Origin of the sequence: Pseudomonas typographi (assembly GCF_014694385.1) — a bacterium.
GTDB lineage: Bacteria > Pseudomonadota > Gammaproteobacteria > Pseudomonadales > Pseudomonadaceae > Aquipseudomonas > Aquipseudomonas typographi.
Map to the genome: position 1 here is coordinate 29681 of NZ_JAAOCA010000002.1, position 24672 is coordinate 54352.

Below are 24672 nucleotides of genomic sequence, written 5' to 3' on the forward strand. Positions count from 1 at the left end.
GGCGCCCCATTGCCCACCCTCTACCTGGCCTCCGGCTCGCCACGCCGGCGTGAATTGCTGGCGCAAATCGGCGTGGCATTCGCCCCATTGGCCACCCGCATCGATGAAACAGCGCTGCCCGGCGAAGCGCCGCAGCACTACGTAGAGCGGTTGGCGCTGGGCAAGGCGAAGGCCGGCCTGGCCCTGCTCGACGGCCCTGGGGTGGTGCTGGGCGCCGACACGGCCGTGGTACTCGACGGGCGGATTTTGGGTAAGCCTGCAGGCGAGCAAGAGGCGGTGGTCACACTACTGGCCCTGGGTGGCCGTGAACATCAGGTATTCACCGCCGTGGCGGTCACCGACGGTGCCCGGGTGCTGGCCCACTGCGTGTGCAGCCAAGTGCGCTTTCGCCGCATCAGCGCGGCTGAGGCGCAGGCCTACTGGGCCACCGGCGAGCCTGCCGACAAGGCCGGCGGCTATGCGATCCAGGGCTTGGGGGCCGTGTTCGTCGAGGGCCTGGTTGGAAGTTATTCATCGGTGGTCGGCCTTCCATTGTGCGAAACTTCACACCTGCTGGCACAGCTCGGTATTGCCTGCTGGCAGTGAAACAGGCCGCGCGCACGGCCGCCATAGGGTGGTACCGGTGGCGCAAAGCCTGCAGCCGCGGCGCTGCATAAAATAACATCGCCCAAGACGAGAGCCAGCCATGAGTGAAGAGATCCTGATCAACATCACCCCGATGGAGTCCCGCGTGGCGGTGGTGGAAAACGGCGTGCTGCAGGAAGTCCACGTTGAACGGACGCAGCGCCGGGGGATCGTTGGCAATATCTACAAGGGCAAGGTGGTGCGGGTGCTGCCGGGCATGCAGGCGGCTTTTATCGATATCGGCCTGGACCGCGCGGCGTTCATCCATGCGTCGGAGATTTCCCTGCGCGAAGGGCAGGCGGTCGAGAACATCACCGCGCTGGTCCACGAGGGCCAGGGCCTGGTGGTGCAAGTCACCAAAGACCCGATCGGCACCAAAGGTGCGCGGCTCACCACCCAGCTGTCTATTCCCTCGCGCTACCTCGTGTACATGCCGCGCAGCAGCCACGTGGGTATTTCGCTGAAAATCGAAGACGAAGCCGAGCGCGAGCGGTTGAAAAAAGCGGTGGCCGACTGCGTCGAACAGGAGGGGATTACCGGCGTTGGCGGCTTCATCTTGCGCACCGCCGCCGAAGGCGCGCGCCCTGAAGACCTGCTGATGGACATCCGCTACCTGCGCAGGCTCTGGGAGCAGATCGGTCACCAAATCGACACCGTTGGCGCGCCCACGGTCATCTACGAAGACCTCGGCCTAGCGCTGCGTACCTTGCGCGACCTGGTCAACCAGAAGATCGAGAAAATCCGCATCGACTCGCGAGAAACGTTTCAGAAAACGACCCAGTTCGTGGCCGAATTGATGCCCGAGATCGCCGACCGCCTGGAGCATTACCCCGGCGAGCGGCCGATTTTCGACCTGTATGGCGTAGAGGACGAGATCCAGCGCGCGCTGGAACGCAAGGTACCGTTGAAATCCGGCGGCTACCTGGTGGTGGACCCGGCCGAGGCCATGACGACCATCGACGTCAATACCGGTGCGTTCGTGGGCCACCGCAACCTGGAAGAAACCATCTTCAAGACCAACCTGGAGGCCGCCACCGCCATTGCCCGCCAGCTACGGCTGCGCAATATTGGCGGCATCATCATCATCGACTTCATCGACATGGAAGACGAAGAGCACCAACGCCAAGTGCTCCGCACGCTGGAAAAACAACTGGAACGGGACCACGCCAAAACCAACATCATCGGCATCACCGAACTGGGGCTGGTGCAAATGACCCGCAAACGCACCCGTGAAAGCCTTGAGCAGGTGCTGTGCGAGCCCTGCATAAGCTGCCTGGGCCGCGGTAAGCTGAAAACCCCGGAAACGGTCTGTTATGAAATTTTTCGGGAAATTCTTAGGGAAGCCCGTGCCTACCAGGCGGAAGGCTATAGAGTGTTGGCTAACCAGAAGGTGGTCGATCGCCTTTTGGATGAAGAGTCCGGCAATGTCGCCGAGCTTGAGGCATTCATTGGCAGGACCATCCGGTTTCAGGTCGAATCCATGTATTCCCAGGAACAATACGACGTGGTGCTGCTCTGAATCAGTCGTTCACCGTTCTTGAAGGTCGTTTGCCATGGCGCGCCTGACTCGTTTTCTGGATGCGCTCATGCGTTGGGGCCTGGGCCTGTGCGCCACGCTGTTAATCCTTTTGGCGCTGCTGGTGAGCCTGGGCCGGTACCTGGCGCCGCTGGTGGGCGAATACACGGGGCCAGCCAGTGCCAAGGCCAGCCAGTTGCTGGGTGTGCCGGTGCAGGTGGGTTCCCTGGAAGGCCGCTGGCATGGTTTGGCGCCGATAGTGTCTGCGCGTGACGTGTCCGTGGGTAGCGGCCCGGGGGCGATACACCTTGAGCGAGTACAGGTGGTGCCGTCGCTGTGGCGAAGCCTTCTGGGGCTGAGCCTGCATATCGCCTACCTCGAAATCGACGGCCTGAGCCTGAGCCTGGAGCAGGGCAGCGATGGTCAATGGGCGCTCAAGGGGCTGCCGGATCGCCCACGCGATGCCCCGTTCGACCCCGCGCAGGCGCTCGCGCAACTCGACCGGGTGGCAGAGCTGTCGCTCGCCGATACCCAACTCACACTCAAACCGCAGGGGCATGACCCGCTGGTGCTCAGCTACCTGGCGCTCAGCCTGCGCAACCAAGCCGGCGGGCAGCGCCTGGCCTTGCGCGGGAACCTGCCCGATGGCCAGCCACTGGCGGCTGAGGTCGATGCGCGGGTGGATGCCGGCGATTGGCGGCAAAGTACGCTCAAGGCCTACCTGAGCCTACCGCAGAGCGACTGGGCCGCTTGGTTACCGCCTGGCCTGCTACACGGTTGGAACCTGGCCACGCTCAAGGCCGGTGGCGAACTATGGGCCCAATGGCGGGCCGGTGAGCTGCGCAGCGCCGCGTTACGCCTGAACGCACCCGAGGTGCGTGGTGGTTACCAGCAGCGCGAACCCTCGGAGGCTCGCGACGTCGCGCTGAATGCCTGGGTACGGCGGGGTGACGAAGGCTACGAAGTGCTGGTCGACTCGTTGGCCATGACACTGCAGGACAAACGTTGGGAGTCGCACTTGCGGGTGCACCAGGGTGCTGGCAACGACGGGCCGGTGTGGCAGTTGCAGGCCGACCGGGTCGACCTCGGCCCGCTCACGCCGTTGATCGACGCCTGGGCGCCCCTACCCGCGGCGGCGGCGCAGGCGGTTGACAGCCTGGCGCTCACCGGCGCGCTGCGCAACCTGCAACTGGAATGGTACCCCCAGGCCGAAGGTGATCGCCGGTTGGGCTTTGCCGCTAATCTCGAGCAGCTCGGCTTCAAGGCCTACCACGGCGCGCCGGGGGCCGGTAACGTGAGCGGTAGCATTAGCGGAGACCTGGGCCACGGCGAACTGCGGCTGGCCACGTCTGATTTCATGCTGCACCTGTACCCGATCTTCGCCAAGCCCTGGTATTACCCCAAAGCCAATGCACTGCTGACCTGGCGCCTGGACCACGATGCCTTCACCCTGGCGGCGCCCGCAATCCGCGTGCAAGGCCCGGAGGGGCAAATCGCAGGCGATTTCAACATCTACCTGCCCTTTGCCCCTGAGGCGGAGCCGTACATGGACCTGCGCGTGGGCCTGACCCACGGCGACGGCAGCTTTACCCCCAAATACCTGCCCGACCTGCTCCCCCCCTCGGTGGCGGATTGGCTACGAAATGCGCAGATACAAGGGCAGGTCGACGAAGGCTACTTCCAGTATCAAGGCTCGCTCGCCAAGGGTGCGCCGGAGCACGCCCGCAGCATTAGCCTGTTTTTCAAAGTCCATGACGCGGCGCTTGCATTCCAGCCCGGCTGGCCGCGGGCCGAGCGGGTCGATGGGCGGGTGTATATCCAGGATGGCGACGTACGCATCCTGGCTGACCACGGCCAAGTGCTGGGCGCGCAGGTCAGCGCGGTGGACGTGCGCGTACCCCATGTACCGAGCAACCAGACCACCCACCTGTTGGTCGACGGCCGCTTCGATGGGACCTTGGCCGACGGCATCAACCTGTTGCAAACCGCGCCGATCGGCACCGCTGAGCTGTTCGCCGGCTGGGAAGGCGCGGGCCCGCTCAAAGGTGCCGTCACCTTGGACGTGCCGCTGGTCAAGGGGCAGGCACCCGCCGTGCAGGTCGATTTCGCCACCGAAGGCGCGCGGCTGAAGATCAGCCGCCCGGCATTGGAGCTGTCGCAGCTCAAGGGCGATTTTCGCTTCGACCTGGCGCGCGGGCTCAGTGGCCAAAACATTAGTGCGCAGGCCTTTGGCAAGCCGGTGGCGGTGCAGGTATTCGCCGAAGGCAAGGGCGGCGCCGCCAGTACCCGCATCGCTGCACGCGGCCAAGTAGGGGCCAAGGCACTGGCCGATTGGCTGGCTTACACCGGCTCATTACCCGCCAGCGGCGAGATACCCTACCAATTGCAAGTGTGGCTGGGCAGCGATAGCCGCCTGAGCGTCGACACTGACTTGGCGGGTTTGGCCGTGAGCCTGCCCGAGCCGTTCGGCAAGGCAGCCAGCGAGCCACGGCCGTCGCGTTTCGAGCTGTCGCTCAGCGGGCCAGACCGCCTCGCCCGGCTGCGTTATGGCGATGTGGCCAATGCCGTATACCTGGCGCCCGGCGGTAATGCAGCCAACGGCCGCGGAGAGCTGCAATTGGGTACGCAGCCTGCGCAATTGCCGAGCGACAAGGGCCTACGGGTGCGTGGTAGCCTGGCCCGGCTGGACGTTGCCGCCTGGAAGAACCACAGCGACACCTACGTGGGCAACGATGCCGCGGGCAGCCCGCGGCAGTGGCTTAACAGCATCAACGTCAGCATCGGCCAGCTCAGCGGCATCGGTACCACCCTTGACCAAGCGCGTGTGAGCCTGGCGCCCACTGCCGACAACGGCTGGGCGTTGGCGGTGGACAGCCAGCAGGTGACCGGCCAAGCCACCGTGCCCGGCGACAAAGCCGCGCCGCTCGATGTGCGCCTGCAGGCCGTGCACCTGCCGCCGGCGGCACCGCCGGAACCCGAAGGCAGCGAGCCGGCCGACAGCCCGGACCCGCTGGCGTCGATCGACCCGCACAGCCTGCCGGCGGTGAACCTTGCCATCGACCAGCTTTGGCAGGGCGATGAGCCATTGGGCGCTTGGTCGTTGAAGATGCGGCCCAATGAAAAAGGCGTGGCCCTGAGCGATATCGACCTTGGCCTGAAGGGGATGCAATTGCGCGGTAGTGGCAGCTGGGAGGGCAGCCCCGGCGCCAGCGTGAGTTGGTTCAAAGGCCAGGTGGCTGGCAAGAACATGGGCGACGTGCTCAAGGCATGGAAGTTCGCACCCAGTGTTACCAGCGAAAGCTTTGCCATTGACGTGGATGGGCGTTGGCCCGGCTCGCCCGCCTGGTTGTCGCCCAAGCGGTTTTCCGGCAGCCTCGATGCGCAGTTCAAGCGTGGCCAGTTCGTCGAGGTCGAGGGCGGTGCCCAGGCCCTGCGGGTGTTCGGCCTGCTCAATTTCAACTCGATCGGCCGCCGCCTGCGCCTGGATTTTTCCGACCTGCTCGGCAAAGGCCTTAGCTATGACGAAGTGAAAGGGCGCCTGGCCGCCAGCGACGGCGTATACGTCACGCGTCGGCCCATTACCCTTACCGGCCCATCCAGTAACCTTGAAATGGACGGTACCCTGGACATGGCCGCCGACCGCATCGATGCCAAGCTGCTGGTCACCTTGCCGGTGTCCAACAACCTGCCCATCGCCGCCTTGATCGTTGGCGCACCGGCGATAGGCGGCGCGCTATTCTTGGCCGATAAACTGCTTGGCGACCGTGTGGCGCGCTTTGCCAGCGTGCAGTATAAGGTCGAGGGTTCGCTGAAAGACCCGAAAGTGTCATTCGACAAGCCGTTTCGCAAGCCGCAATGAGGTGGGGGTGATAGCCTGCCGATATTCACCGCGCCTATCGAGGGCCTACCCATGACGTTCGCCGTGATCCAGATGGTCAGCCAGCCCGATGTCGCGGCCAACCTCTCAGCGGCCCGCGCGCTGCTTGAGCAGGCCGCGGAGGCGGGCGCGCGGCTGGCGGTACTGCCAGAGAATTTCGCCTCGTTGGGCCGGCGCGATGCCGCGGCCATTGGCCAAGCCGAGGCGCTGGGGGGCGGGCCGATCCTACCCGCCTTGAAACAGGCGGCCCGCGACCTCAAGTTATGGATAGTCGCCGGTACCTTGCCGTTGCCGCCATTGCAAACACCCCACGGCAAACCTTGCGCCTGTTCGTTGCTGTTCGATGAGCACGGCGATGTGGTGGCGCGTTACGACAAATTGCATCTGTTCGACGTAGACGTGAACGACCACCGTGGGCGCTACCGTGAGTCGGATGACTATGCTCATGGTCAAACCACAGTGGTGGCAGATACGCCGGTGGGCCGGCTGGGCCTGACGGTGTGTTACGACTTGCGCTTTCCCGAGTTGTATACCCGCTTGCGTGAGCAGGGTGCCGAACTGATCACCGCCCCATCGGCCTTTACGGCGGTCACCGGGGCGGCACACTGGGAAGTGCTGATCCGTGCCCGGGCTATTGAAACACAGTGTTATGTACTCGCTGCCGCCCAAGGTGGCGAGCACCCCGGCCCCCGCGAAACCTGGGGCCAGGCCGCGATCATCGACCCCTGGGGGCGAGTGCTCGCAGAGCAAGCCAAGGGCCCTGCCGTGCTATGTGCCGCACGGGATGCCAAGGAACAAGCGTCCATTCGGGCGCGCATGCCGGTGCTGTCGCATCGGCGTTTGTTTACGCAGGGCGCGCCGCGGCCTGCAGCAGATGTGGAGTGAACATGAGCGACATGCTTAGCACCGTCAGTGAGCATTTGCTGACACCCGGCGGCCTCGACCTGGCCAGCCTGCAAACGGTACTCGGTGAACTGGCCGGCCCCGGCATCGACGCCGGTGACCTGTATTTCCAGGCGCAAGTTTCAGAATCTTGGGGGCTCGAAGACGGCATCGTCAAAGAGGGCAGCTTCAACCTCGACCAGGGGGTAGGCGTGCGCGCCCAGTCCGGTGAGAAAACCGGCTTCGCCTACAGCAACACCCTTGACCTTGCCGCTTTACGGCAATCGGCGCAGGCCGCCCGCTCGATTTCCCGCGCCGGCCAGAATGGCCGCGTGCAGGTGTTCAGCCAGCAGCAAGTGGAGCACTTGTACGCAGCGGACAACCCGCTGGACGTGCTCAGCCGTGCCGAAAAGGTCGAGCTGCTCAAGCGTATCGATGCGCAAACCCGTGCGCTAGACCCGCGTATCCAGGAGGTGTCGGTGAGCTTGGCGGGGGTATGGGAGCGGATATTGGTGGCAGCCACCGACGGCACACTGGCTGCGGATATACGCCCGTTGGTCCGCTTCAACGTGAGCGTGATCGTTGAACACAATGGCCGCCGCGAGCGCGGCGGCCAAGGGGGCGGCGGGCGCACCGATTACCGTTACTTCCTTCAGGAGGACCGGGCCATGGGCTACGCTCGCGAAGCACTGCGCCAGGCGCTGGTAAACCTGGAGGCCGTCGCGGCGCCGGCAGGCACCCTGCCTGTGGTGCTGGGCTCTGGCTGGTCCGGGGTATTGCTGCACGAAGCGGTTGGGCATGGCTTGGAAGGCGACTTCAACCGCAAGGGCAGTTCGGCCTACAGCGGCCGCATCGGCGAACAGGTCGCCTCTACACTTTGCACCATCGTCGACGACGGCACCTTGAGTGGCCGCCGTGGCTCGTTGTCGGTGGATGACGAAGGCACCCCCACAGAGTGCACCACGTTGATCGAGAACGGCATCCTCAAGGGCTACATGCAAGACAAACTCAATGCGCGGCTGATGGGCACGGCGCGTACCGGCAATGGCCGGCGCGAATCCTATGCCTGCCTGCCGATGCCGCGCATGACCAATACTTACATGCTCGCCGGGCACAGTGACCCGCAAGAAATCATTGCCTCGGTAAAAAAGGGCCTGTACTGCGCCAACCTCGGCGGCGGCCAGGTCGATATCACCAGTGGCAAGTTCGTATTTTCCACCAGTGAAGCCTATTTGATCGAAGATGGCCGCATTACCGCGCCGGTGAAAGGGGCGACGCTGATCGGCAACGGCCCCGAAGCGATGAGCCGGGTATCGATGGTGGGCAACGACCTGGCCCTGGACAGCGGCGTGGGAACCTGTGGCAAGGATGGCCAGTCGTTGCCGGTAGGGGTGGGCCAGCCTACCCTGAAGATCGATGCCATCACCGTTGGCGGTACCGGCGCCTGACGGCGCTGGTCAGCGCAGGCCGCGTTGTTGTTCGTCGAGTTCGCGAATGTATTTGAAAACCTTGCGGCTGGCCGCGGGCGGCTTGTTCTGTGCCGCTTCGTGCTGCGCATGGCGGATCAGCTGCCGCACATGTTGGCGGTCGGCCTCGGGGTAGGCGGTAAAAAATGCCGCCAGGGCCTCATCACTGCCGCCGATCAGGCGATCACGCCAGCGCTCGAGGGTGTGAAAGCGCTCGTTGTACTGGCGCGTGGACGAGTCGAGCTGGTCGAGCAACTGCAGGATCGCCTCGGTGTCTTGGTCGCGCATCAGTTTACCGATGAACTGGATGTGCCGCTTGCGCGCCGCGTTGGCCGTATGCTTGGGCGCATCCTCGATGGCCCGGCGCAGGGCGTCGGTCAAGGGCAGGCGCGCGAGCACGTCGGCTTTGAGCGTGGCCAGGCGTTCGCCGAGCTCGGTCAGCGCATGAAGCTCGCGCTTAACCTGCGATTTGCTTTTTCCCTCGCCGAGGGAGTCGTCGTAAGAATCAACCATGGGGGCAGTCCGCTGAAAAACGCCGCCATGATACCCAGTCACAGGCCGCTTGTGTGGCCTGGCCGTACTGAATAGCGAATGTGAAGTGTGGAGAGTGCCATGAAAGCAGAGCAAAGCGTTGGGCGCGAGGACCTGCCCCAGTTGCACGCGCAGGTCGAGCAGATTCTCGCAGAGGCCAAACGCCAGGGCGCCACTGCCTGCGAAGTGGCGGTGTCGCTGGAGCAAGGGTTGTCTACCTCGGTTCGCCAGCGGGAAGTGGAAACCGTCGAGTTCAACCGTGACCAAGGCTTTGGCATTACCCTGTATGTGGGCCAGCGCAAGGGCTCGGCGAGTACCTCGGCTAGCGGCCCCAGCGCCATCGAGCAAACCGTGGCCGCGGCGCTGGCCATCGCCCAGCATACCTCTGAAGACCCTAGCGCCGGCTTGGCCGATGCAGCGCTGATGGCCAAGCATGTGGAAGACTTCGACCTTTTCCACCCCTGGGCCATCACTCCTGAACAGGCTATCGAAAAGGCCCTGGCGGCAGAAGCGACCGCATTCGACACCGACCCGCGCATCGTCAATGCCGATGGCACCACCGTGAACGTACACCAGGGCTGCCGTGTATACGGCAATAGCCACGGTTTCATCGGCGGTTATGCGTCGACGCGTAACACGCTGTCTTGCGTGATGATCGCCGAGGCCGACGGGCAGATGCAGCGGGATTACTGGTACGACTTCAACCGTGATGGCGAGCACTTGGCCAGCCCTGAATCCATTGGCCGGCGCGCCGCCGAACGTGCCGCCCGGCGCCTGGGTGCGCGGCCGGTGCCGACCTGCGAGGTACCGGTGCTGTTCAGTGCGGAACTGGCCAGCGGGTTGTTCGGCAGTTTTCTCTCGGCCATCTCCGGTGGCAACCTGTACCGCAAGTCTTCGTTCCTGGAAGGCCAATTGGGGCAGATGGTGTTTCCTGAATGGATGACCCTGGACGAGCGCCCGCATATCAAGGGCGGCCTGGCCAGTGCCTCGTTCGATGGTGACGGCCTGGCCACCTATGCCAAACCGTTCGTCGAAAATGGCCGGTTGGTATCATATGTACTGGCCACCTACTCGGGTCGCAAACTGGGCATGCCCAGCACCGCGAACGCCGGCGGTGTGCATAACCTGTTCGTGACCCTGGGTGGCGACGACCAGCAGGCGTTGATCCGCCGAATGGGCCGTGGGCTTTTGGTCACCGAACTGATGGGGCAAGGGCTGAACCTGGTCACCGGCGACTATTCCCGTGGGGCTGCGGGTTTTTGGGTGGAGAACGGCGAGATCCAGTTCCCTGTGCAGGAAGTCACCATCGCCGGCAACCTGCGCGACATGCTCCAGCGCATCGTCGCGGTGGGCAACGACGTCGAAACCCGTAGCCATATCCACAGTGGTTCAGTGCTGATCGAGCGAATGACGGTGGCGGGCAGCTAAGCCCCGTTGGCCTCACAGGCTTCGGGCCCAGGGTTAAAACTGTGACGCCTGAAGCGTGCGAGCTCCCGCTTCGCTTGCACTGATTCTGATTATCAAATAATAATAAAACGCATTACCGAAGCGAAACGGTTGATGCGATGACGCCTGCTGCCCGTGAACTGCCTTACCTGGATGATTGGCGCTGGCTTGGCCAGCAGGTTCGCTGTGCAGTGCGCCCGGACGAACCGCGCTTGATCGATCATTACTTCGCCGCCGGGCGCTGCCTGGCTCGCCTCACCCCCATGGGGCCGCATGCCGTGGCCCAGGCCACCTTCCGCCTATTGCTCGCCACCGCTGGCGACGTGGCCTTGCCTTGGCATTGGCGTAACCAGTGCCTTGATCACGCCTGGCGCCCGTTGCGCGACTTGCACGGCTTGGCCAGCGACGCCACGGCGCTGCATCGGTGGCACGCCCATGCCCAGGCCCTGGCGCAGTGCGAGCTGTTGCCGTCGATTTCCTACCCAGAAACCCCAGAAGGACATCCCCGATGAGCACTACCCGTATCGAGCGCGACAGCATGGGTGAATTGCAGGTGCCGGCCGAGGCCCTGTATGGCGCCCAAACTCAGCGCGGGGTCAATAACTTCCCCATCAGCGGCCAGCGTATGCCCGCCCAGTTCGTGCGTGCGTTGATCCTGGCCAAGGCGGCAGCGGCGCGGGCCAATGTGGCGCTGGGGCAAATCAGCGCCGCCCAGGGCAAGGCCATCGAGCAGGCCTGCGAGCAGTTGCTCGCGGGCGACTTCATGCAGCATTTTCCGGTAGATATCTTCCAAACTGGCTCCGGCACCAGTTCGAACATGAACGCCAACGAGGTGATCGCCACGCTCGCCAGCAAGGCATTGGGCGAAAAGGTCAATGCCAACGACCACGTCAACTGCGGGCAAAGCAGCAATGACATCATCCCCAGCACCCTTCACATCAGTGCTGCGCTGGCGCTGCACGAGCACCTGCTGCCGGCCCTGGAACACCTGGTGGGCACACTCACGCAGAAGGCCGAGCAGGTACACCAGCACGTCAAGACCGGCCGTACCCACCTGATGGACGCCATGCCGGTGCGCATGAGCCAGGTGCTCAACGGCTGGGCGGCCCAGGTGCGCGGCGGTATCGGCCACCTGCGCGAGCTGCAGCCTAGCTTGCTTGCCCTGGCCCAAGGTGGCACGGCAGTGGGCACCGGCATTAACGCCCACCCCGAGTTTTCCCGGCTGTTCAGCGAGCAACTGAGCAGCGCCACCGGTGTAACCTTCACCCCTGGGGCCAACCTGTTTGCGCTGATCGGTTCGCAGGATACCGCCGTGGCGGTGTCCGGCCAGCTCAAGGCGGTCGCGGTCAGCCTGATGAAAATCGCCAACGACCTGCGCTGGATGAACTCTGGCCCTTTGGCTGGGTTGGGTGAAATTGAACTCGAAGCCCTGCAGCCGGGTTCCTCGATCATGCCCGGCAAGGTCAACCCGGTGATCCCGGAAGCCACCGCCATGGTCGCCGCCCAAGTGATTGGCAACGACGCCACCATCACCGTGGCGGGGCAGTCGGGCAATTTCGAACTCAACGTGATGCTGCCGGTGATCGCCTCGAACCTGCTCGAAAGCATCGGCCTGCTGGCCAACGCCAGCCGCCTGCTGGCCGACAAGGCCATCGCCAGCTTCCGCGTGAATGAAACCAAGATCAAGCAGGCGCTGGGTCGCAACCCGATCCTGGTCACCGCGCTGAACCCGATCATCGGCTACCAAAAGGCCGCCGAGATCGCCAAGCAGGCCTACCGCGAGGGGCGGCCGATCATCGACGTGGCACTGGAAAACACCGACCTTTCCCGCGAGCGCCTGGAGGCCTTGCTGGACCCGGTAAAACTCACCGCCGGCGGCCTTTGACCGCCCTGGAGATCGCCATGCAGCACTGGAGACACCTCATCGAGCGGGCCAACGGGCACTTTGAGCGCGGCGAACTGCTCGATGCCAGGGAGCATTACCTGCAGGCCCTGGCCTGGGCGCAAACCCTCCTCGAGCGCTGGCCGGACCCAGACGAAGCCGTGGCTGCCTGCGTGGTCTCCCACCATAACCTGGCCGACCTACACCTACGCTTAGGCCAGCCGGAGGAAAGCGCCGAGTACCTGTGTGCCATTCACCAGCGCTTGTTGCTGGCCACGCAAGACCCGCGTTTGGGCCCGGCACTGCGCCAGGCGGCGCTGCGCCACAGCGGGCACACCTACACCGAATTGCTCGCCTTCATCCGCGAACACGGTGAGTACCCCCGTACCACCCGGCTGCTGGCGGGCAACCTGGATACCACCGGGTATACCGCGCTCGCCCCAAAGCGGCCTCCCACCCACCGATACGGAGTTCATTAAGATGCCTTACCCTCATAAGCTGCCCAAGCTGCCCTACGCCTATGATGCGCTGGAGCCGCACATCGACAGCCAAACCATGGAAATCCACCACAGCAAACACCACCAAACCTACATCAATAACCTCAATGCCGCCCTGGACGGCACTGAGTTCGCGCAGTGGCCACTGGAAAAACTGCTTGCCGAGGTCAAGCAATTGCCGCAGAACCTTCAGGGCCCGGTGATCAATCACGGCGGCGGCCACGCGAACCACTCGCTGTTTTGGGAAGTGATGGCGCCCAATGCCGGTGGCTTGCCGCAAGGCACCGTGGCCAAGGCGATCGATGCCGACCTGGGCGGCTTCGCGGCCTTCAAGGACGCATTCACCAAGGCCGCCCTCAGCCGCTTCGGCAGTGGCTGGGCATGGTTAAGCGTAACCCCGGAGAAAAAACTGCTGGTTCAGAGCAGCGCTAACCAGGACAGCCCCCTAATGGCCGGCCATACGCCCATTCTTGGCCTGGACGTATGGGAGCATGCGTATTACCTCAAGTACCAGAACCGCCGCCCGGAATACATCGATGCCTTCTATAACGTCGTCAACTGGCCTGAAGTCGAGAAACGCTACCAAGCCGCCATCGCCGGCTGATCCTCAGGCCGTGGGCAAACGTACCGACAACTTGTCGGTCAGCAGTGTTCGCCTGTTCCAACTGGCCTTGGGCAGTGTACTGCTGCTGGCGGGGTTTTCCCTGCTGGCGGCACAAGGGCTGGAATGGCTGGGGTTGGCCCCAGGCATACTGCGCGCATTGGAAGGCGGTGCCCTATGTGCCTTAGGCACTGCCCTGGGCGCAGTACCGGTGCTGGTGATTCGCAACATGCCCGTGGCGGTTGCCGATACCTTGCTCGGTTTCGGCGCCGGCGTGATGCTGGCCGCAACGGCGTTTTCGTTGGTTCTACCGGGCTTGGAGGCGGCCGCTGTATTAGGGCTTTCGGCGTGGGGGGCAGGTGCACTGGTCAGTTTTGGCATCATGCTGGGCGCCATGGCGCTGTATGTGCTCGACCGCAAGGTGGCCGGCACCGGGCCTGAAGCGCTGGTATCGGCTCCTGGGCGCCCGGTGATACCGGCGCGTATCTGGCTGTTCGTGATCGCTATCGTTGTGCACAACATCCCTGAAGGCATGGCGGTTGGCGTTTCGGCTGGCGGCGGCATGGAGGGTGCCAATAGCCTGGCCATCGGCATTGCCCTGCAGGATGTACCCGAAGGGTTAGTCATTGCCTTGGTATTGGCCGGTGCCGGAATGTCACGGGTGCGTGCATTTCTGATCGGCGCGGCGTCGGGGCTGGTAGAGCCGGTATTCGCGGTGCTGTGTGGCTGGTTGGTCACCGTGGCACAGCTGTTATTGCCATTGGGCTTGGCCGGTGCCGGCGGGGCGATGCTGTTGGTGGTCACCCACGAGATCATCCCGGAATCGCGCAGCAACGGCCATCACAAGCTGGCGAGCTTGGGGCTGTGCGTGGGGTTCTGCCTGATGATGATGCTGGACACAGCGTTGGGCTGATGGACGCGGCGCTGGTTATTCGCCTTCATCGAATTTATCGTTGATCAGGCGCACTAGCGCGTCGAGCGCATCCTCGGCCTGCTCGCCTTCTGTGTTCAGGTGAAGCTGCGTGCCTTTACCGGCGGCGAGCATCATAACCGCCATGATGCTCTTGCCATCTACGAGTTGGTCGGCCGCACGGCCGACTTTGACCTGGCAGGGAAACCGCCCGGCGACACCGACGAATTTCGCAGCCGCCCGCGCATGCAGGCCCAGCTTGTTGATGATGGTGATGTCGAGTGCGGGCATTGCAGGGCAGGTCCTTTCAATTAAAGCGTTCAATTCAAGTCACGATGGCGGACTTGTACGTTCTTCAAAGTTTGTTGCAGTTCGCAGCCCAGGCGGTGGGTGAGGTACACCGAGCGGTGATGCCCGCCGGTGCAGCCAATGGCAACGGTCACGTAGGCGCGGTTACTGGCGGCAAACCGAGGTAACCATTTGGCCAGGTAGGCGTGGATATCCTGGTACATGTCTTGTACATCTGGCGATGCTGCCAGGTAGTCGATGACCGGCTGGTCCAGCCCGGAATGTTCCCGCAACTCAGGTTTCCAGTAAGGGTTGGGCAGGCAGCGCACGTCGAACACCACATCTGCATCGATCGGCACACCGCGCTTGAAACCGAATGACTCGATCAAAAAAGCGGTGCCAGCGTCCGGCTTGTTAAGCAGGCGCAGCTTGATCATGTCACGCAGTTGATACAGGTTCAGGCTGGCGGTGTTGATCTTGAGGTCGGCCAGGTCTGCAATAGGCCCGAGCAGTTCGCTTTCTACCCGGATCGCCTCGGCCAGCGAGCGCTCGGCGCTGCTCAGCGGGTGGCGCCGGCGGGTTTCGGAAAAACGTTTGAGCAGGGTGTCTTCGTCAGCGTCCAGGTACAGCACATCACACTGGATATGTTTGGCGCGTACCTCTTCGAGTAGCTCGGGAAACCGGCTCAGGTGGCTGGGCAAGTTGCGTGCGTCAATCGATACGGCCACCAGCGGTTGGGCCAGCTCCGTGTGCAGTAGCACACGCTCGGCCAATTGAGGAAGCAACCCTGCGGGCAAGTTGTCGATGCAATAGAAACCGCTGTCTTCCAGCACATCCAGCGCGGTACTTTTGCCGGAGCCGGAACGGCCGCTGACGATGATCAGGCGCATGGCTAATGACTCTGTTGGTCGTCCAGAACCACCTGGTACAGGGCTTCATTGTCCCTGGCCGAGCGCAATTTGTCGCGAACATCTTTGCGGTCGAGCATGCTGGCGATCTGGCGCAAGAGTTCGAGATGTTCGTCGGTCGCGGCCTGCGGCACCAGCAGTACGAACAGCAAGTCGACCGGGATGCCATCGATGGCGTCGAATTCGACCGGGTGATCGAGCTGCAACAGCGCGCTAATGGGGGATGGGCAGCCGGCCAGCCGACAATGGGGAATGGCAATGCCTTTGCCGAAGCCTGTGGAGCCCAGACGTTCGCGCGCCAATAGCGCCTCGTAGACGTCCAGGCTGCCTAGGTCCGGTAAATCACGGGCCACCAGCTTGGCAATCTGTTCCAGTACGCGTTTTTTACTGCCGCCCGGCTCGTTCACCAAGCAACGGCCGGGGGTCAGGATCTGTTCGATTCGGATCATGGGAGGTGTGATCAGCGAGCCGCCGCACCTTGAAAGAGGCTCTGCTGTTTTTCCTTGTGTTTGAGCAGTTGCCTGTCGAGTTTGTCCGTCAGCAGGTCGATGGCGGCGTACATGTCGTCATGTTCTGCGTTGGCCACTACCTCGCCGCCGGGCACCCGCAGGGTGGCTTCGATTTTTTGTTTGAGCTTTTCAACTTCCATGATCACCTGCACGTTGGTGATCTTGTCGAAATGCCTTTCGAGCTTGGCAAGCTTGTCGCCAATGTATTCACGCATGGCGTCGGTCACATCCAGTTGATGCCCACTGATGTTGACTTGCATACCGCTTCTCCTTATTGCCAGTGCATAAAGAAGCAGACCAATGACCTGCCCCCTGGACGCGGATGCCTAGGCAGCAGCCATGCCACCCCGGCGGGCACCCGGTGGGCTACATCAACCGCTTGCGTTCGCTCGACGGCGCAATCCCCAGGGATTCGCGATATTTGGCGACAGTGCGGCGGGCTACCTGGATGCCTTGTGCCTCCAGTAAACCAGCGATCTTACTGTCACTCAATGGCTTTTTCTGATTTTCCGCCGCGACGAGTTTCTTGATGATCGCGCGGATTGCCGTGGACGAGCATTCACCGCCTTCGGAGGTGCTTACGTGGCTGGAGAAAAAGTATTTCAACTCGTAGATGCCACGGGGCGTGTGCATGTATTTTTGCGTCGTGACACGGGAGATGGTCGACTCGTGCATGCCCACCGCTTCGGCAATGTCGTGCAGTACCAGTGGCTTCATCGCCTCGTCGCCGTAGTCTAGGAAGCCCCGCTGGTGCTCGACGATCTGGGTAGATACCTTCATCAGGGTTTCGTTGCGGCTCTGCAGGCTCTTGATGAACCAACGCGCTTCTTGCAACTGGTTACGCATGAAGGTGTTGTCGGTGCTGGTGTCGGCGCGGCGCACGAAGCCGGCATATTGGGGGTTCACGCGCAAGCGGGGGACAGCCTCCTGGTTCAGTTCGACCAGCCAGCGATCCCTGTCCTTGCGTACGATCACGTCGGGTACGACGTATTCCGGTTCGCTGGAGGCAATCTGTGAGCCGGGGCGTGGGTTGAGGCTTTGCACCAGCTCGATGACCTGGCGCAGTTCGTCTTCCCTGATTTTCATACGGCGCATCAGTTGGCTGTAATCGCGATTGCCGAGCAGGTCGATATAGTCTGTAACCAGGCGCTGTGCCAGGGCTAGCCAGGGTGTTTTGGCCGGCAATTGCCGCAACTGCAATGCCAGGCATTCGCTGAGGTTGCGCGCAGCGACTCCAGCGGGCTCGAATTGCTGGATACGGTGCAGCACCGCTTCGATCTCGTCCAGTTCGATGTCCAGCTCCGGGTCGAACGCTTCGCAAATCTCGTCCAGGGTCGCTTCCAGGTAGCCCTGGTCGTTGATACTGTCGATCAACGTTACCGCGATCAGGCGGTCGTTATCCGACATGGGCGCCAGGTTCAGTTGCCACAGCAGGTGGCTTTGCAGGCTCTCACCGGCGGAGGTGCGCGTGGTGAAGTCCCACTCGTCATCATCGCTGCTGGGCAGGTTGCTGGCGCTGGTCTGGTAAACGTCCTCCCAGGCGGTGTCGACGGGCAGCTCGTTGGGAATGCGCTCGTTCCAATCGCCTTCTTCGCCGCCTTCGCTACCGTTACTGGGGGCGCTTTCCTGGTAGGTACTTTCCTGGAAGCTGTCCTCTTGGGCTTCCCCATTGGCCTTCGTTTCTACATGGTCGGCCAGGGGGTCGGTGGTATCGAAATCTTCGCCCTCTTCCTGGCGCTCGAGCATGGGGTTGGAGTCCAGTGCCTCCTGGATTTCCTGCTGCAGGTCCAGGGTGGAAAGCTGGAGAAGGCGGATGGCCTGTTGCAACTGCGGCGTCATCGTCAGTTGCTGGCCCATTTTTAGGACAAGCGATGGTTTCATGGTGGAAGCTAGACACCTTGTTCTGCCGGCGCGGGGCGCCATCCACTACACACTGGCACCCTAACAACGGGTGGCAGCCTTAAGCAAATTATATGCCTGAAAACCGGCTGCTTGCCTAGTGTTCTTGATCGAAAGTTAGGCCAACCGCCACCTGGTCATTGCCCCAGCCGGCAAAACCGGCATGCCGGGTCACAGCCGGAACTCATGCCCCAAGTAGACTTCCTTGACCAGTTGGTTGCCCAGGATAGTTTGCGCGTCGCCTTCGGCGATCAACTGACCGTCGTTGACGATATAGGCGATTTCACAGATGTCCAGGGTTTCGCGAACGTTATGGTCGGTGATCAGTACGCCGATGCCCTTGTTCTTGAGGTGGTGGATGATTTGTTTGATATCGCCGACCGAGATGGGGTCTACCCCGGCGAAGGGTTCATCGAGCAGGATAAACTTCGGCGAGGTGGCTAGCGCCCGGGCGATTTCCACCCGGCGCCGCTCGCCGCCGGACAAGCTCATGCCCAGGTTGTCGCGAATATGCGTGATGTGGAACTCTTGCAACAGGCTTTCGAGTTCCGCGCGCCGCCCGGCGGCGTCCAGGTCGCTGCGGGTTTCGAGGATCGCCAGGATGTTATTGGCCACCGACAGCTTACGAAAGATCGAAGCCTCCTGCGGCAGGTAGCCGATACCGGAGCGCGCCCGGCCATGCATCGGCTGGTGGCTGACGTCGAGCTCGTCGATCAGTACCCGACCTTGGTCGGCCTGTACCAAACCCACGATCATGTAGAAACAGGTGGTTTTGCCGGCCCCGTTGGGGCCCAGTAGGCCAACGATCTGCCCGCTGTCTATCGACAGGCTGACATCCCGCACGACTTGGCGGCCCTTGTAGCTCTTGGCCAGGTGCTGAGCCTTAAGAGTTGCCATTACTGCGCCTTCTGCGGTTGGTCGGTTTTTTTCTTCGGTTGGATCACCATGTCGATGCGCGGCTGCGGCGCGGTGATCTTCGAGCCGGTGCCGCGCCCGGCGTTGGCGATTTGCTTGACCGTGTCGTAGACGATTTTTTCGCCGGTGGACACGTTGCCATCGTTCACCACTTTCGCGCGGTCGGTAAGGATGATGCGGTCCTGGCTAGCCAGGTAGTCGATGGTGACCGCCCAGGCCTGGACGATGGGTTTGTTGACCGCCGGCTTCTGCTCGTAATAGGCAAGGTTGCCCACCGAGGTGAAAGTTTTCACATCGCCATTGTCGTCACGGGTAACGGTCACCTTGTTGCCGGTGATCTTCATGGTGCCCTGGGTGATGATCACATCGCCGGTGTAAACCGCTACACCCTGTTTGTCATCGAGCTGGGAGCTGTCGGCCTGGATGTGGATAGGCTGGTCACGGTCGGTCGGCAACGCCAGGGCGGTGACGCTCGCGAGCGCAGCACTCAGGCCAAGCAGAATGGGAAGAGTTTTAGCGAGAGCGAGCGTCATACTGTCCTCTTACGTTGGACAGCAAGTCTACCTTGCTGTCTTTCAAATACGCTTTCATGCCTTTGGCCGTGGTAACCCCATTGGCGCCATCAATTCTAACGTTCTGGTCGGTTTCGGCATATTGCCTGCGGGGAAAAACCGTGGCGCGGCTGGTGTTGATGATCGTGGTGCGGGCTTTCTGGTCGGTACGGTTGAACTTCACCGCGTCGATCAGTTCGACCTGCGTGCCGTCGGGGTTGACCTCGGCGCGATCGCTGCGCACGTGCCAGGGGTAGGTGGTGCCGCGGTAAATCTGCATTTCAGGCTGTGTCACGTAGGACACCTCGTTGGCCTGCTTGTGCTCGACCTTATCGGCGGTCAGTTCATATTGCACGCTGCCATCTTCCATATATTGAACAGTGTGGGTATGGGTGGCGTAGTAGTCGATCAGGTTTTCATCGACCGCCGCGGGCTCGTTGTCCATGAACCGCTCAGGTGTGATGCGCCAGTAACCGATGGCGCCGACAACCAGTGTCACCACCAACAGCGCTATGATATTGCGAAACAGCTTGTTCTGCATGGGCGGGCCCTTAGAGGTAGCTGCGAAGCAAGGCGTCGAGCTTACCTTGGGCGTGCAGGATCAACTCGCAGAACTCGCGGGCCGCGCCTTCTCCACCACGGGCCTGGGTCAACCCGGCGGCATGCTCGCGCACGTAGGGCGCGGCATTGGCCACTGCCATCCCCAGGCCGACGCGGCGAATCACCGGCAAGTCGGGCAGGTCGTCGCCCAGGTAGGCGACGTCCTGGTATTCCAGGCCCAATTGCGCGAGCAGCCCGTCGAGCACCACCTGTTTGTCTTCGCGGCCTTGGTAAAGGTGGGCAATGCCCAGGTTCTTGGCACGGCGCTCGACGGCCGGGCTGGTGCGCCCGCTGATGATGGCCGTGATCACGCCAGATTGGCCCAACATTTTGATGCCATGGCCGTCGAGGGTGTTGAAGGCCTTGAATTCGCTGCCGTCTTCGAGAAAATACAGACGCCCGTCGGTGAGCACACCATCGACATCGAATACCGCGAGTTTCACGCGCTTGGCGCGTTCGAGCAGGTTAGCGTTCATTCACATCACTCCAGCACGTAGCAGGTCGTGCATGTTCAGTGCACCCACGGGGTGGTCTTGGTCATCGACCACCACCAGTGCGCTGATTTTGTTGTCTTCCATGACCTTGAGGGCTTGCGCGGCGAGCAGGTGGGGGCGTGTGGTCTTGCCGTGCAGGGTCATAACGTCGTCTATACGCGCGGTATGGATGTCCACCGTGCGGTCCAGCGTGCGGCGCAGGTCGCCGTCGGTAAAGATGCCGGCCAGGCGCCCGTCTTCTTCGAGCACCACCGTCATGCCCAGGCCCTTGCGGGACATTTCCACCAACGCATCGCGCAGCAAGGTACCACGGCGTACCTGGGGCAGGTCTTGGCCACCGTGCATCACGTTCTCGACCTTCAATAGCAGCCGGCGGCCCAGGGCCCCGCCGGGGTGGGAAAAAGCGAAGTCTTCAGCGCTGAAGCCGCGGGCCTCGAGCAGCGCCACGGCGATCGCGTCGCCGAGGACGAGGGCCGCGGTGGTAGAAGAGGTTGGCGCCAGGTTGAGCGGGCAGGCTTCTTGCTGCAGGGGCGCGCCGAGGTTGACATCGGCAGCCTTGGCCAGCGGTGAATCGGGGTTGCCGGTGAGGCTGATCAGGCGAATACCCAAGCGCTTGAACAGCGGCACCAGGGTCAGTATTTCAGCCGAAGAGCCGGAATTGGACAGCGCCAGCACGATGTCCGCCGCGGTGATCATGCCCATATCCCCATGGCTGGCTTCTGCGGGGTGAACGAAGAAAGCCGGTGTGCCGGTGCTGGCCAAGGTCGCGGCGATCTTCTTACCCACATGCCCGGACTTGCCCATGCCCATCACCACCACCCGGCCAGCGCCAGCTAGAATCATCTCGCACGCGCGCACGAAATCGCCATCGATATGGGCCAGCAAGGCCTCTACGGCTTCGATTTCGAGGCGAATGGTGCGCTGCGCGGACTGGATCAGGGAACGGGACAGGCTCATGGTGTATCGGTCAATCAAAGGGAAGGGCGGGGATTATAGGGGATATGCTGCTGTCTGATCATCACGTTTTGGAAAAGTCTCAGGGTGAACGGTTCGATGTGTAGTAGTAAGGGTGTGTTTCAAATCTGTGAGTGGGCCCCTTGTGTCCGCGGTGGTATAGTCCGCCGCTTATCAGCCCGCCGTAAGGTGTGCCCTTGCCGTGCGGCGGGCGTTCCCAATGGCGTGGCCGCTTCGCAAGGAGTTTGAATGACAGCCGATAACGCCTATGCGGTCGAGCTTAAGGGTGTAACCTTCAAGCGCGGTACGCGCAGCATCTTCGAAAACGTCGACATCCGCATTCCCCGCGGCAAGGTCACCGGGATCATGGGGCCTTCGGGGAGCGGCAAGACCACATTGCTTCGCCTGATGGGGGCTCAGTTGCGGCCCGCTGCCGGCGAGGTATGGGTCAATGGCCAGAACCTGCCACAGTTATCGCGCAGCGACCTGTTCGATGCGCGCAAGAATATGGGCGTGCTGTTTCAAAGCGGCGCCCTGTTCACCGACCTCGACGTGTTCGAGAATGTGGCGTTCCCGTTGCGAGTGCACACTGACCTGCCTGAGGAAATGGTCCGCGACATCGTGCTGATGAAGCTCCAGGCAGTGGGGTTGCGCGGGGCGATCGAGCTGATGCCCGACGAACTCTCCGGTGGCATGAAGCGCCGCGTGGCGCTGGCCAGGGCCATTGCCATGGACCCGCAGATCCTGATGTACGACGAGCCCTTCGTTGGCCAGGACCCCATCGCCATGGGGGTGTTGGTGCGGCTGATCCGCCTGCTCAACGACGCGCTGGGCATCACCAGCATCGTGGTGTCCCACGACCTGGCCGAGACGTCGAGCATCGCCGACTACGTGTACGTGGTCGGCGATGGGCAGGTACTGGGGCAGGGCGCGCCGGCCGAACTCAAAGACTCGGATAACCCGCGTATTCGCCAGTTCATGAAGGGGCAGCCCGACGGCCCGGTGCCTTTTCACTTTTCCGCCCCGCCGCTGGGCGCCGACTTTCTGGGGAAACGCTGATGCGCCGCAAAACACTGATCGGGCGGGTTCGTCTCGTGGGGCGCGCGGCCATCGATGTGGTCCAGGTGCTGGGGCGCTCGAGCCTGTTCCTGCTGCATGCGCTGTTCGGCCGCGGCGGCATCGCCGGGGGTTTTCAACTGCTGGTTCAGCAATTGTATTCGGTGGGCGTGCTGTCGTTGCCGATCATCATCGTTTCTGGCGTGTTCATCGGCGGCGTGCTGGCCCTGCAGGGGTTCAGTATTCTGACCCAGTATGGTTCGGAGCAGGCCGTGGGGCAGATGGTCGCCCTGACCCTGCTGCGGGAACTCGGCCCGGTGGTGACCGGCCTGCTGTTCGCCGGGCGCGCAGGCTCTGCCTTGACCGCCGAGATCGGCAACATGAAGTCTACCGAGCAGCTGTCGAGCCTGGAAATGATCGGCGTCGACCCCCTCAAGTACATCGCCGCCCCGCGCTTGTGGGCCGGGTTCATTTCCCTGCCGCTGCTAGCGCTGATGTTCAGTGTGGTCGGGGTCTGGGGAGGCTCCTGGGTAGCGGTCGACTGGCTCGGCGTCTACGAGGGGTCGTTCTGGTCGAACATGCAGAACAGCGTGAGTTTTACCGATGACGTGCTCAACGGCTTGATCAAAAGTGTGGTGTTCGCCTTCGTGGTCACGTGGATCGCCGTGTTCCAAGGGTACGACTGTGACCCCACCTCGGAGGGTATCAGCCGCGCCACCACCAGGACCGTTGTCTACGCCTCGCTGGCGGTACTGGGGTTGGATTTCATTATGACCGCCTTGATGTTTGGAGATTTCTGATGCAAAACCGCACCTTGGAAGTGGGTGTCGGCCTGTTTGTGCTGGCCGGGATTCTGGCGCTGGTGTTGCTGGCGCTGCGCGTCAGTGGCCTATCCCCTGCGTCGCACCATGACACCTATAAACTTTATGCGAATTTCGACAATATCGCCGGTTTGACTGTCAGAGCCAAGGTGACCTTGGCCGGTGTGACCATCGGTAAGGTCGCGGCGATCGATCTGGACCGGGATTCGTTCACCGGTCGGGTAACGATGGAAGTCGACAAGCACGTCGACAACCTGCCCACCGACTCCACCGCTTCGATCCTGACCGCAGGCTTGCTGGGCGAGAAGTACATCGGTATCAGCGTGGGCGGCGACAGCGCCCTGCTGAAAGACGGCGGGACCATCCATGACACCCAATCCTCGCTGGTACTGGAAGACCTGATCGGCAAATTCTTGCTCAACAGTGTGGGCAAAGACGCTAAATAAGGAGTGATGCACATGATGTCGACGTTGCGAAGTGCCTTTCTAGCCTTGCTGGCGGCCTTGCCGCTGCTGGCGATGGCTGCACCGGGAGGGACTGCCCACGACGTGGTGCAGAAAACCACAGACGAGTTGCTTGCCGACCTGAGCGCCAACCGTGAGCAATATCGCAGCAACCCCAATGCGTTTTACGATGCCTTGAACCGCATCGTGGGCCCGGTGGTCGATGCCGATGGCATATCCCGCAGCATCATGACCGTAAAGTATTCCCGCGAGGCCACACCTGAGCAAATGACGCGCTTCCAGAACACCTTCAAGCGCAGCCTGATGGAGTTCTACGGTAAGGCGCTGCTGGAGTACAACAACCAGGGCATCACGGTTGACCCGCCCAAGGACGAAAGCGGCGACCGCGCCGCCGTAAGCATGCAGGTCAAGGGGACCAACGGGGCGGTGTATCCGGTGTCGTACACGCTCGTGCGGATCAACGGCGAGTGGAAGGTACGCAACGTAACCGTCAATGGCATCAACCTCGGCAAGCTGTTCCGCGACCAGTTCGCCGACGCCATGCAGCGCAACGACAACGACCTGGACAAAACCATTGACGGTTGGGCCGGCGAGGTCGCCAAGGCCAAGCAGGAAACCGAAAAGGATGCCCAGTGATGCTCGCCAGCGTCGAGAAGACCGGCAGCGGGCTAGCCCTGGCCGGGGTGCTCGACTACCGTACCGGCGCCCACTTGCGCGAACAGGGCCGGCAATTGCTGGCCAGTTGTGAGCAGGCGGTGGTGGTGGTCGACTGCTCCGCAGTGGAAAAAGCCAGCAGCGTGGGGGTTTCGCTACTGCTGGCGTTTACCCGCGATGCGCAAGCGGTTGGCAAACAATTGAAAGTGCAGGCGATGCCGACGGATATTCAACAAATCGCCGACGTGTGCGGCATCGTCGAGCTTTTCGAAACGGTGTGATGCGGGCCCTGCGTCTGCCCCTTGCGCGCAGGGTTCGCAGCCGGCG

Annotated in this window: 27 protein-coding genes; 16 read left to right on the plus strand and 11 right to left on the minus strand. The window is 62.5% G+C overall.

Annotated features, from left to right (window positions below):
- The first annotated feature begins 9 nt into the window (after window positions 1–9).
- The 5 genes from HAQ05_RS01430 (at window position 10) to tldD (ending at window position 8347) form a co-directional block, all read left to right on the plus strand.
- Window positions 10–585, plus strand: a complete 576-nt coding sequence (locus HAQ05_RS01430) for a Maf family protein (RefSeq protein ID WP_190416807.1) — start codon at window positions 10–12, stop codon at window positions 583–585.
- Window positions 586–685: 100 nt separating this feature from the next.
- Window positions 686–2143: a ribonuclease G gene (gene rng / locus HAQ05_RS01435; RefSeq protein WP_190416808.1), complete on the plus strand. Its 1458-nt coding sequence runs from the start codon at window positions 686–688 to the stop codon at window positions 2141–2143.
- Between the two features lie 34 nt (window positions 2144–2177).
- A complete protein-coding gene (locus HAQ05_RS01440; RefSeq protein WP_190416809.1) occupies window positions 2178–5999 on the plus strand; it encodes a YhdP family protein in 3822 nt (1273 codons plus the stop codon).
- A 51-nt stretch (window positions 6000–6050) separates the two neighbouring features.
- Window positions 6051–6902: a carbon-nitrogen hydrolase family protein gene (locus HAQ05_RS01445; RefSeq protein ID WP_190416810.1), complete on the plus strand. Its 852-nt coding sequence runs from the start codon at window positions 6051–6053 to the stop codon at window positions 6900–6902.
- Between the two features lie 2 nt (window positions 6903–6904).
- Window positions 6905–8347 (plus strand): metalloprotease TldD, encoded by a 1443-nt coding sequence (gene tldD, locus HAQ05_RS01450; RefSeq protein WP_190416811.1) that lies wholly within the window; start codon window positions 6905–6907, stop codon window positions 8345–8347.
- Between the two features lie 9 nt (window positions 8348–8356).
- On the opposite strand, the gene yjgA is transcribed toward tldD, so the two are convergent.
- Window positions 8357–8878 (minus strand): ribosome biogenesis factor YjgA, encoded by a 522-nt coding sequence (yjgA, locus tag HAQ05_RS01455; protein WP_190416812.1) that lies wholly within the window; start codon window positions 8876–8878, stop codon window positions 8357–8359.
- Window positions 8879–8977: 99 nt separating this feature from the next.
- Here yjgA and pmbA point away from each other — a divergent pair, with 99 nt between their 5' ends.
- The 6 genes from pmbA to HAQ05_RS01485 all read left to right on the plus strand — a co-directional run bounded on the left by pmbA (window position 8978) and on the right by HAQ05_RS01485 (window position 14235).
- Window positions 8978–10324, plus strand: a complete 1347-nt coding sequence (pmbA, locus tag HAQ05_RS01460; RefSeq protein WP_190416813.1) for a metalloprotease PmbA — start codon at window positions 8978–8980, stop codon at window positions 10322–10324.
- 137 nt (window positions 10325–10461) lie between these two features.
- Window positions 10462–10854 carry a FagA protein gene (locus HAQ05_RS01465; protein ID WP_190416814.1) on the plus strand — a complete coding sequence of 131 codons (393 nt, stop codon included), beginning with the start codon at window positions 10462–10464 and terminating at the stop codon, window positions 10852–10854.
- On the plus strand, window positions 10851–12227 hold the full coding sequence (locus tag HAQ05_RS01470; protein ID WP_190416815.1) for a class II fumarate hydratase: 1377 nt from the start codon (window positions 10851–10853) through the stop codon (window positions 12225–12227). The genes HAQ05_RS01465 and HAQ05_RS01470 overlap by 4 nt, the downstream gene beginning before the upstream one ends.
- A 17-nt stretch (window positions 12228–12244) precedes the next feature.
- The gene (locus HAQ05_RS01475) at window positions 12245–12703 is read left to right on the plus strand and encodes a tetratricopeptide repeat protein (RefSeq protein WP_190416816.1); all 459 of its coding nucleotides are present in this window, start codon (window positions 12245–12247) and stop codon (window positions 12701–12703) included.
- 1 nt (window position 12704) lies between these two features.
- The gene (locus HAQ05_RS01480; RefSeq protein ID WP_190416817.1) at window positions 12705–13325 is read left to right on the plus strand and encodes a superoxide dismutase; all 621 of its coding nucleotides are present in this window, start codon (window positions 12705–12707) and stop codon (window positions 13323–13325) included.
- 10 nt (window positions 13326–13335) lie between these two features.
- Window positions 13336–14235 (plus strand): ZIP family metal transporter, encoded by a 900-nt coding sequence (locus HAQ05_RS01485; RefSeq protein WP_338050083.1) that lies wholly within the window; start codon window positions 13336–13338, stop codon window positions 14233–14235.
- Between the two features lie 15 nt (window positions 14236–14250).
- On the opposite strand, the gene HAQ05_RS01490 is transcribed toward HAQ05_RS01485, so the two are convergent.
- From HAQ05_RS01490 to HAQ05_RS01535, 10 genes are all read right to left on the minus strand, one after another.
- Window positions 14251–14523 carry an HPr family phosphocarrier protein gene (locus HAQ05_RS01490; protein ID WP_190416819.1) on the minus strand — a complete coding sequence of 91 codons (273 nt, stop codon included), beginning with the start codon at window positions 14521–14523 and terminating at the stop codon, window positions 14251–14253.
- A 29-nt stretch (window positions 14524–14552) separates the two neighbouring features.
- Window positions 14553–15410: an RNase adapter RapZ gene (gene rapZ, locus HAQ05_RS01495; protein ID WP_190416820.1), complete on the minus strand. Its 858-nt coding sequence runs from the start codon at window positions 15408–15410 to the stop codon at window positions 14553–14555.
- A gap of 2 nt (window positions 15411–15412) precedes the next feature.
- The gene (gene ptsN, locus HAQ05_RS01500; protein WP_190416821.1) at window positions 15413–15877 is read right to left on the minus strand and encodes a PTS IIA-like nitrogen regulatory protein PtsN; all 465 of its coding nucleotides are present in this window, start codon (window positions 15875–15877) and stop codon (window positions 15413–15415) included.
- A gap of 11 nt (window positions 15878–15888) precedes the next feature.
- Entirely contained in the window at window positions 15889–16197 is a 309-nt protein-coding gene (hpf, locus tag HAQ05_RS01505) for a ribosome hibernation-promoting factor, HPF/YfiA family (RefSeq protein ID WP_190416822.1), read from the minus strand.
- Window positions 16198–16303: 106 nt separating this feature from the next.
- Window positions 16304–17818 carry an RNA polymerase factor sigma-54 gene (locus tag HAQ05_RS01510; RefSeq protein ID WP_190416823.1) on the minus strand — a complete coding sequence of 505 codons (1515 nt, stop codon included), beginning with the start codon at window positions 17816–17818 and terminating at the stop codon, window positions 16304–16306.
- A gap of 189 nt (window positions 17819–18007) precedes the next feature.
- Entirely contained in the window at window positions 18008–18733 is a 726-nt protein-coding gene (gene lptB / locus HAQ05_RS01515) for an LPS export ABC transporter ATP-binding protein (protein WP_190416824.1), read from the minus strand.
- The gene (gene lptA, locus HAQ05_RS01520) at window positions 18733–19284 is read right to left on the minus strand and encodes a lipopolysaccharide transport periplasmic protein LptA (protein WP_190416825.1); all 552 of its coding nucleotides are present in this window, start codon (window positions 19282–19284) and stop codon (window positions 18733–18735) included. The genes lptB and lptA overlap by 1 nt, the downstream gene beginning before the upstream one ends.
- On the minus strand, window positions 19265–19843 hold the full coding sequence (gene lptC, locus HAQ05_RS01525) for an LPS export ABC transporter periplasmic protein LptC (RefSeq protein WP_190416826.1): 579 nt from the start codon (window positions 19841–19843) through the stop codon (window positions 19265–19267). The genes lptA and lptC overlap by 20 nt, the downstream gene beginning before the upstream one ends.
- Before the next feature lie 10 nt (window positions 19844–19853).
- Window positions 19854–20378 (minus strand): KdsC family phosphatase, encoded by a 525-nt coding sequence (locus HAQ05_RS01530; RefSeq protein WP_190416827.1) that lies wholly within the window; start codon window positions 20376–20378, stop codon window positions 19854–19856.
- Window positions 20379–21353 (minus strand): KpsF/GutQ family sugar-phosphate isomerase, encoded by a 975-nt coding sequence (locus HAQ05_RS01535; protein WP_190416828.1) that lies wholly within the window; start codon window positions 21351–21353, stop codon window positions 20379–20381.
- Between the two features lie 246 nt (window positions 21354–21599).
- On the opposite strand from HAQ05_RS01535, the gene HAQ05_RS01540 reads away from it, so the two are divergent.
- Genes HAQ05_RS01540 through HAQ05_RS01560 form a run of 5 tightly spaced genes read left to right on the plus strand, consistent with a single transcriptional unit; the run spans window position 21600 to window position 24626 of the window.
- Window positions 21600–22409 carry an ATP-binding cassette domain-containing protein gene (locus HAQ05_RS01540; RefSeq protein WP_190416829.1) on the plus strand — a complete coding sequence of 270 codons (810 nt, stop codon included), beginning with the start codon at window positions 21600–21602 and terminating at the stop codon, window positions 22407–22409.
- Window positions 22409–23206 (plus strand): lipid asymmetry maintenance ABC transporter permease subunit MlaE, encoded by a 798-nt coding sequence (gene mlaE, locus HAQ05_RS01545; protein WP_190416830.1) that lies wholly within the window; start codon window positions 22409–22411, stop codon window positions 23204–23206. The genes HAQ05_RS01540 and mlaE overlap by 1 nt, the downstream gene beginning before the upstream one ends.
- Entirely contained in the window at window positions 23206–23673 is a 468-nt protein-coding gene (gene mlaD, locus HAQ05_RS01550) for an outer membrane lipid asymmetry maintenance protein MlaD (protein ID WP_190416831.1), read from the plus strand. Before mlaE ends, mlaD begins: the two co-directional genes overlap by 1 nt.
- A 12-nt stretch (window positions 23674–23685) precedes the next feature.
- A complete protein-coding gene (locus HAQ05_RS01555) occupies window positions 23686–24327 on the plus strand; it encodes an MlaC/ttg2D family ABC transporter substrate-binding protein (protein WP_190416832.1) in 642 nt (213 codons plus the stop codon).
- Window positions 24327–24626 carry an STAS domain-containing protein gene (locus tag HAQ05_RS01560; RefSeq protein ID WP_194718458.1) on the plus strand — a complete coding sequence of 100 codons (300 nt, stop codon included), beginning with the start codon at window positions 24327–24329 and terminating at the stop codon, window positions 24624–24626. Before HAQ05_RS01555 ends, HAQ05_RS01560 begins: the two co-directional genes overlap by 1 nt.
- Window positions 24627–24672 lie beyond the last annotated feature (46 nt).

Bases quoted from the DNA above. Each gene is read 5' to 3' on its own strand.
- rng (WP_190416808.1), top strand. From the start codon at position 686: ATGAGTGAAGAGATCCTGATCAACATCACCCCGATGGAGTCCCGCGTG.
- HAQ05_RS01440 (WP_190416809.1), top strand. From the start codon at position 2,178: ATGGCGCGCCTGACTCGTTTTCTGGATGCGCTCATGCGTTGGGGCCTG.
- HAQ05_RS01445 (WP_190416810.1), top strand. From the start codon at position 6,051: ATGACGTTCGCCGTGATCCAGATGGTCAGCCAGCCCGATGTCGCGGCC.
- tldD (WP_190416811.1), top strand. From the start codon at position 6,905: ATGAGCGACATGCTTAGCACCGTCAGTGAGCATTTGCTGACACCCGGC.
- yjgA (WP_190416812.1), bottom strand. From the start codon at position 8,878: ATGGTTGATTCTTACGACGACTCCCTCGGCGAGGGAAAAAGCAAATCG.
- pmbA (WP_190416813.1), top strand. From the start codon at position 8,978: ATGAAAGCAGAGCAAAGCGTTGGGCGCGAGGACCTGCCCCAGTTGCAC.
- HAQ05_RS01465 (WP_190416814.1), top strand. From the start codon at position 10,462: ATGACGCCTGCTGCCCGTGAACTGCCTTACCTGGATGATTGGCGCTGG.
- HAQ05_RS01470 (WP_190416815.1), top strand. From the start codon at position 10,851: ATGAGCACTACCCGTATCGAGCGCGACAGCATGGGTGAATTGCAGGTG.
- HAQ05_RS01475 (WP_190416816.1), top strand. From the start codon at position 12,245: ATGCAGCACTGGAGACACCTCATCGAGCGGGCCAACGGGCACTTTGAG.
- HAQ05_RS01480 (WP_190416817.1), top strand. From the start codon at position 12,705: ATGCCTTACCCTCATAAGCTGCCCAAGCTGCCCTACGCCTATGATGCG.
- HAQ05_RS01490 (WP_190416819.1), bottom strand. From the start codon at position 14,523: ATGCCCGCACTCGACATCACCATCATCAACAAGCTGGGCCTGCATGCG.
- rapZ (WP_190416820.1), bottom strand. From the start codon at position 15,410: ATGCGCCTGATCATCGTCAGCGGCCGTTCCGGCTCCGGCAAAAGTACC.
- ptsN (WP_190416821.1), bottom strand. From the start codon at position 15,877: ATGATCCGAATCGAACAGATCCTGACCCCCGGCCGTTGCTTGGTGAAC.
- hpf (WP_190416822.1), bottom strand. From the start codon at position 16,197: ATGCAAGTCAACATCAGTGGGCATCAACTGGATGTGACCGACGCCATG.
- HAQ05_RS01510 (WP_190416823.1), bottom strand. From the start codon at position 17,818: ATGAAACCATCGCTTGTCCTAAAAATGGGCCAGCAACTGACGATGACG.
- lptB (WP_190416824.1), bottom strand. From the start codon at position 18,733: ATGGCAACTCTTAAGGCTCAGCACCTGGCCAAGAGCTACAAGGGCCGC.
- lptA (WP_190416825.1), bottom strand. From the start codon at position 19,284: ATGACGCTCGCTCTCGCTAAAACTCTTCCCATTCTGCTTGGCCTGAGT.
- lptC (WP_190416826.1), bottom strand. From the start codon at position 19,843: ATGCAGAACAAGCTGTTTCGCAATATCATAGCGCTGTTGGTGGTGACA.
- HAQ05_RS01530 (WP_190416827.1), bottom strand. From the start codon at position 20,378: ATGAACGCTAACCTGCTCGAACGCGCCAAGCGCGTGAAACTCGCGGTA.
- HAQ05_RS01535 (WP_190416828.1), bottom strand. From the start codon at position 21,353: ATGAGCCTGTCCCGTTCCCTGATCCAGTCCGCGCAGCGCACCATTCGC.
- HAQ05_RS01540 (WP_190416829.1), top strand. From the start codon at position 21,600: ATGACAGCCGATAACGCCTATGCGGTCGAGCTTAAGGGTGTAACCTTC.
- mlaE (WP_190416830.1), top strand. From the start codon at position 22,409: ATGCGCCGCAAAACACTGATCGGGCGGGTTCGTCTCGTGGGGCGCGCG.
- mlaD (WP_190416831.1), top strand. From the start codon at position 23,206: ATGCAAAACCGCACCTTGGAAGTGGGTGTCGGCCTGTTTGTGCTGGCC.
- HAQ05_RS01555 (WP_190416832.1), top strand. From the start codon at position 23,686: ATGATGTCGACGTTGCGAAGTGCCTTTCTAGCCTTGCTGGCGGCCTTG.
- HAQ05_RS01560 (WP_194718458.1), top strand. From the start codon at position 24,327: ATGCTCGCCAGCGTCGAGAAGACCGGCAGCGGGCTAGCCCTGGCCGGG.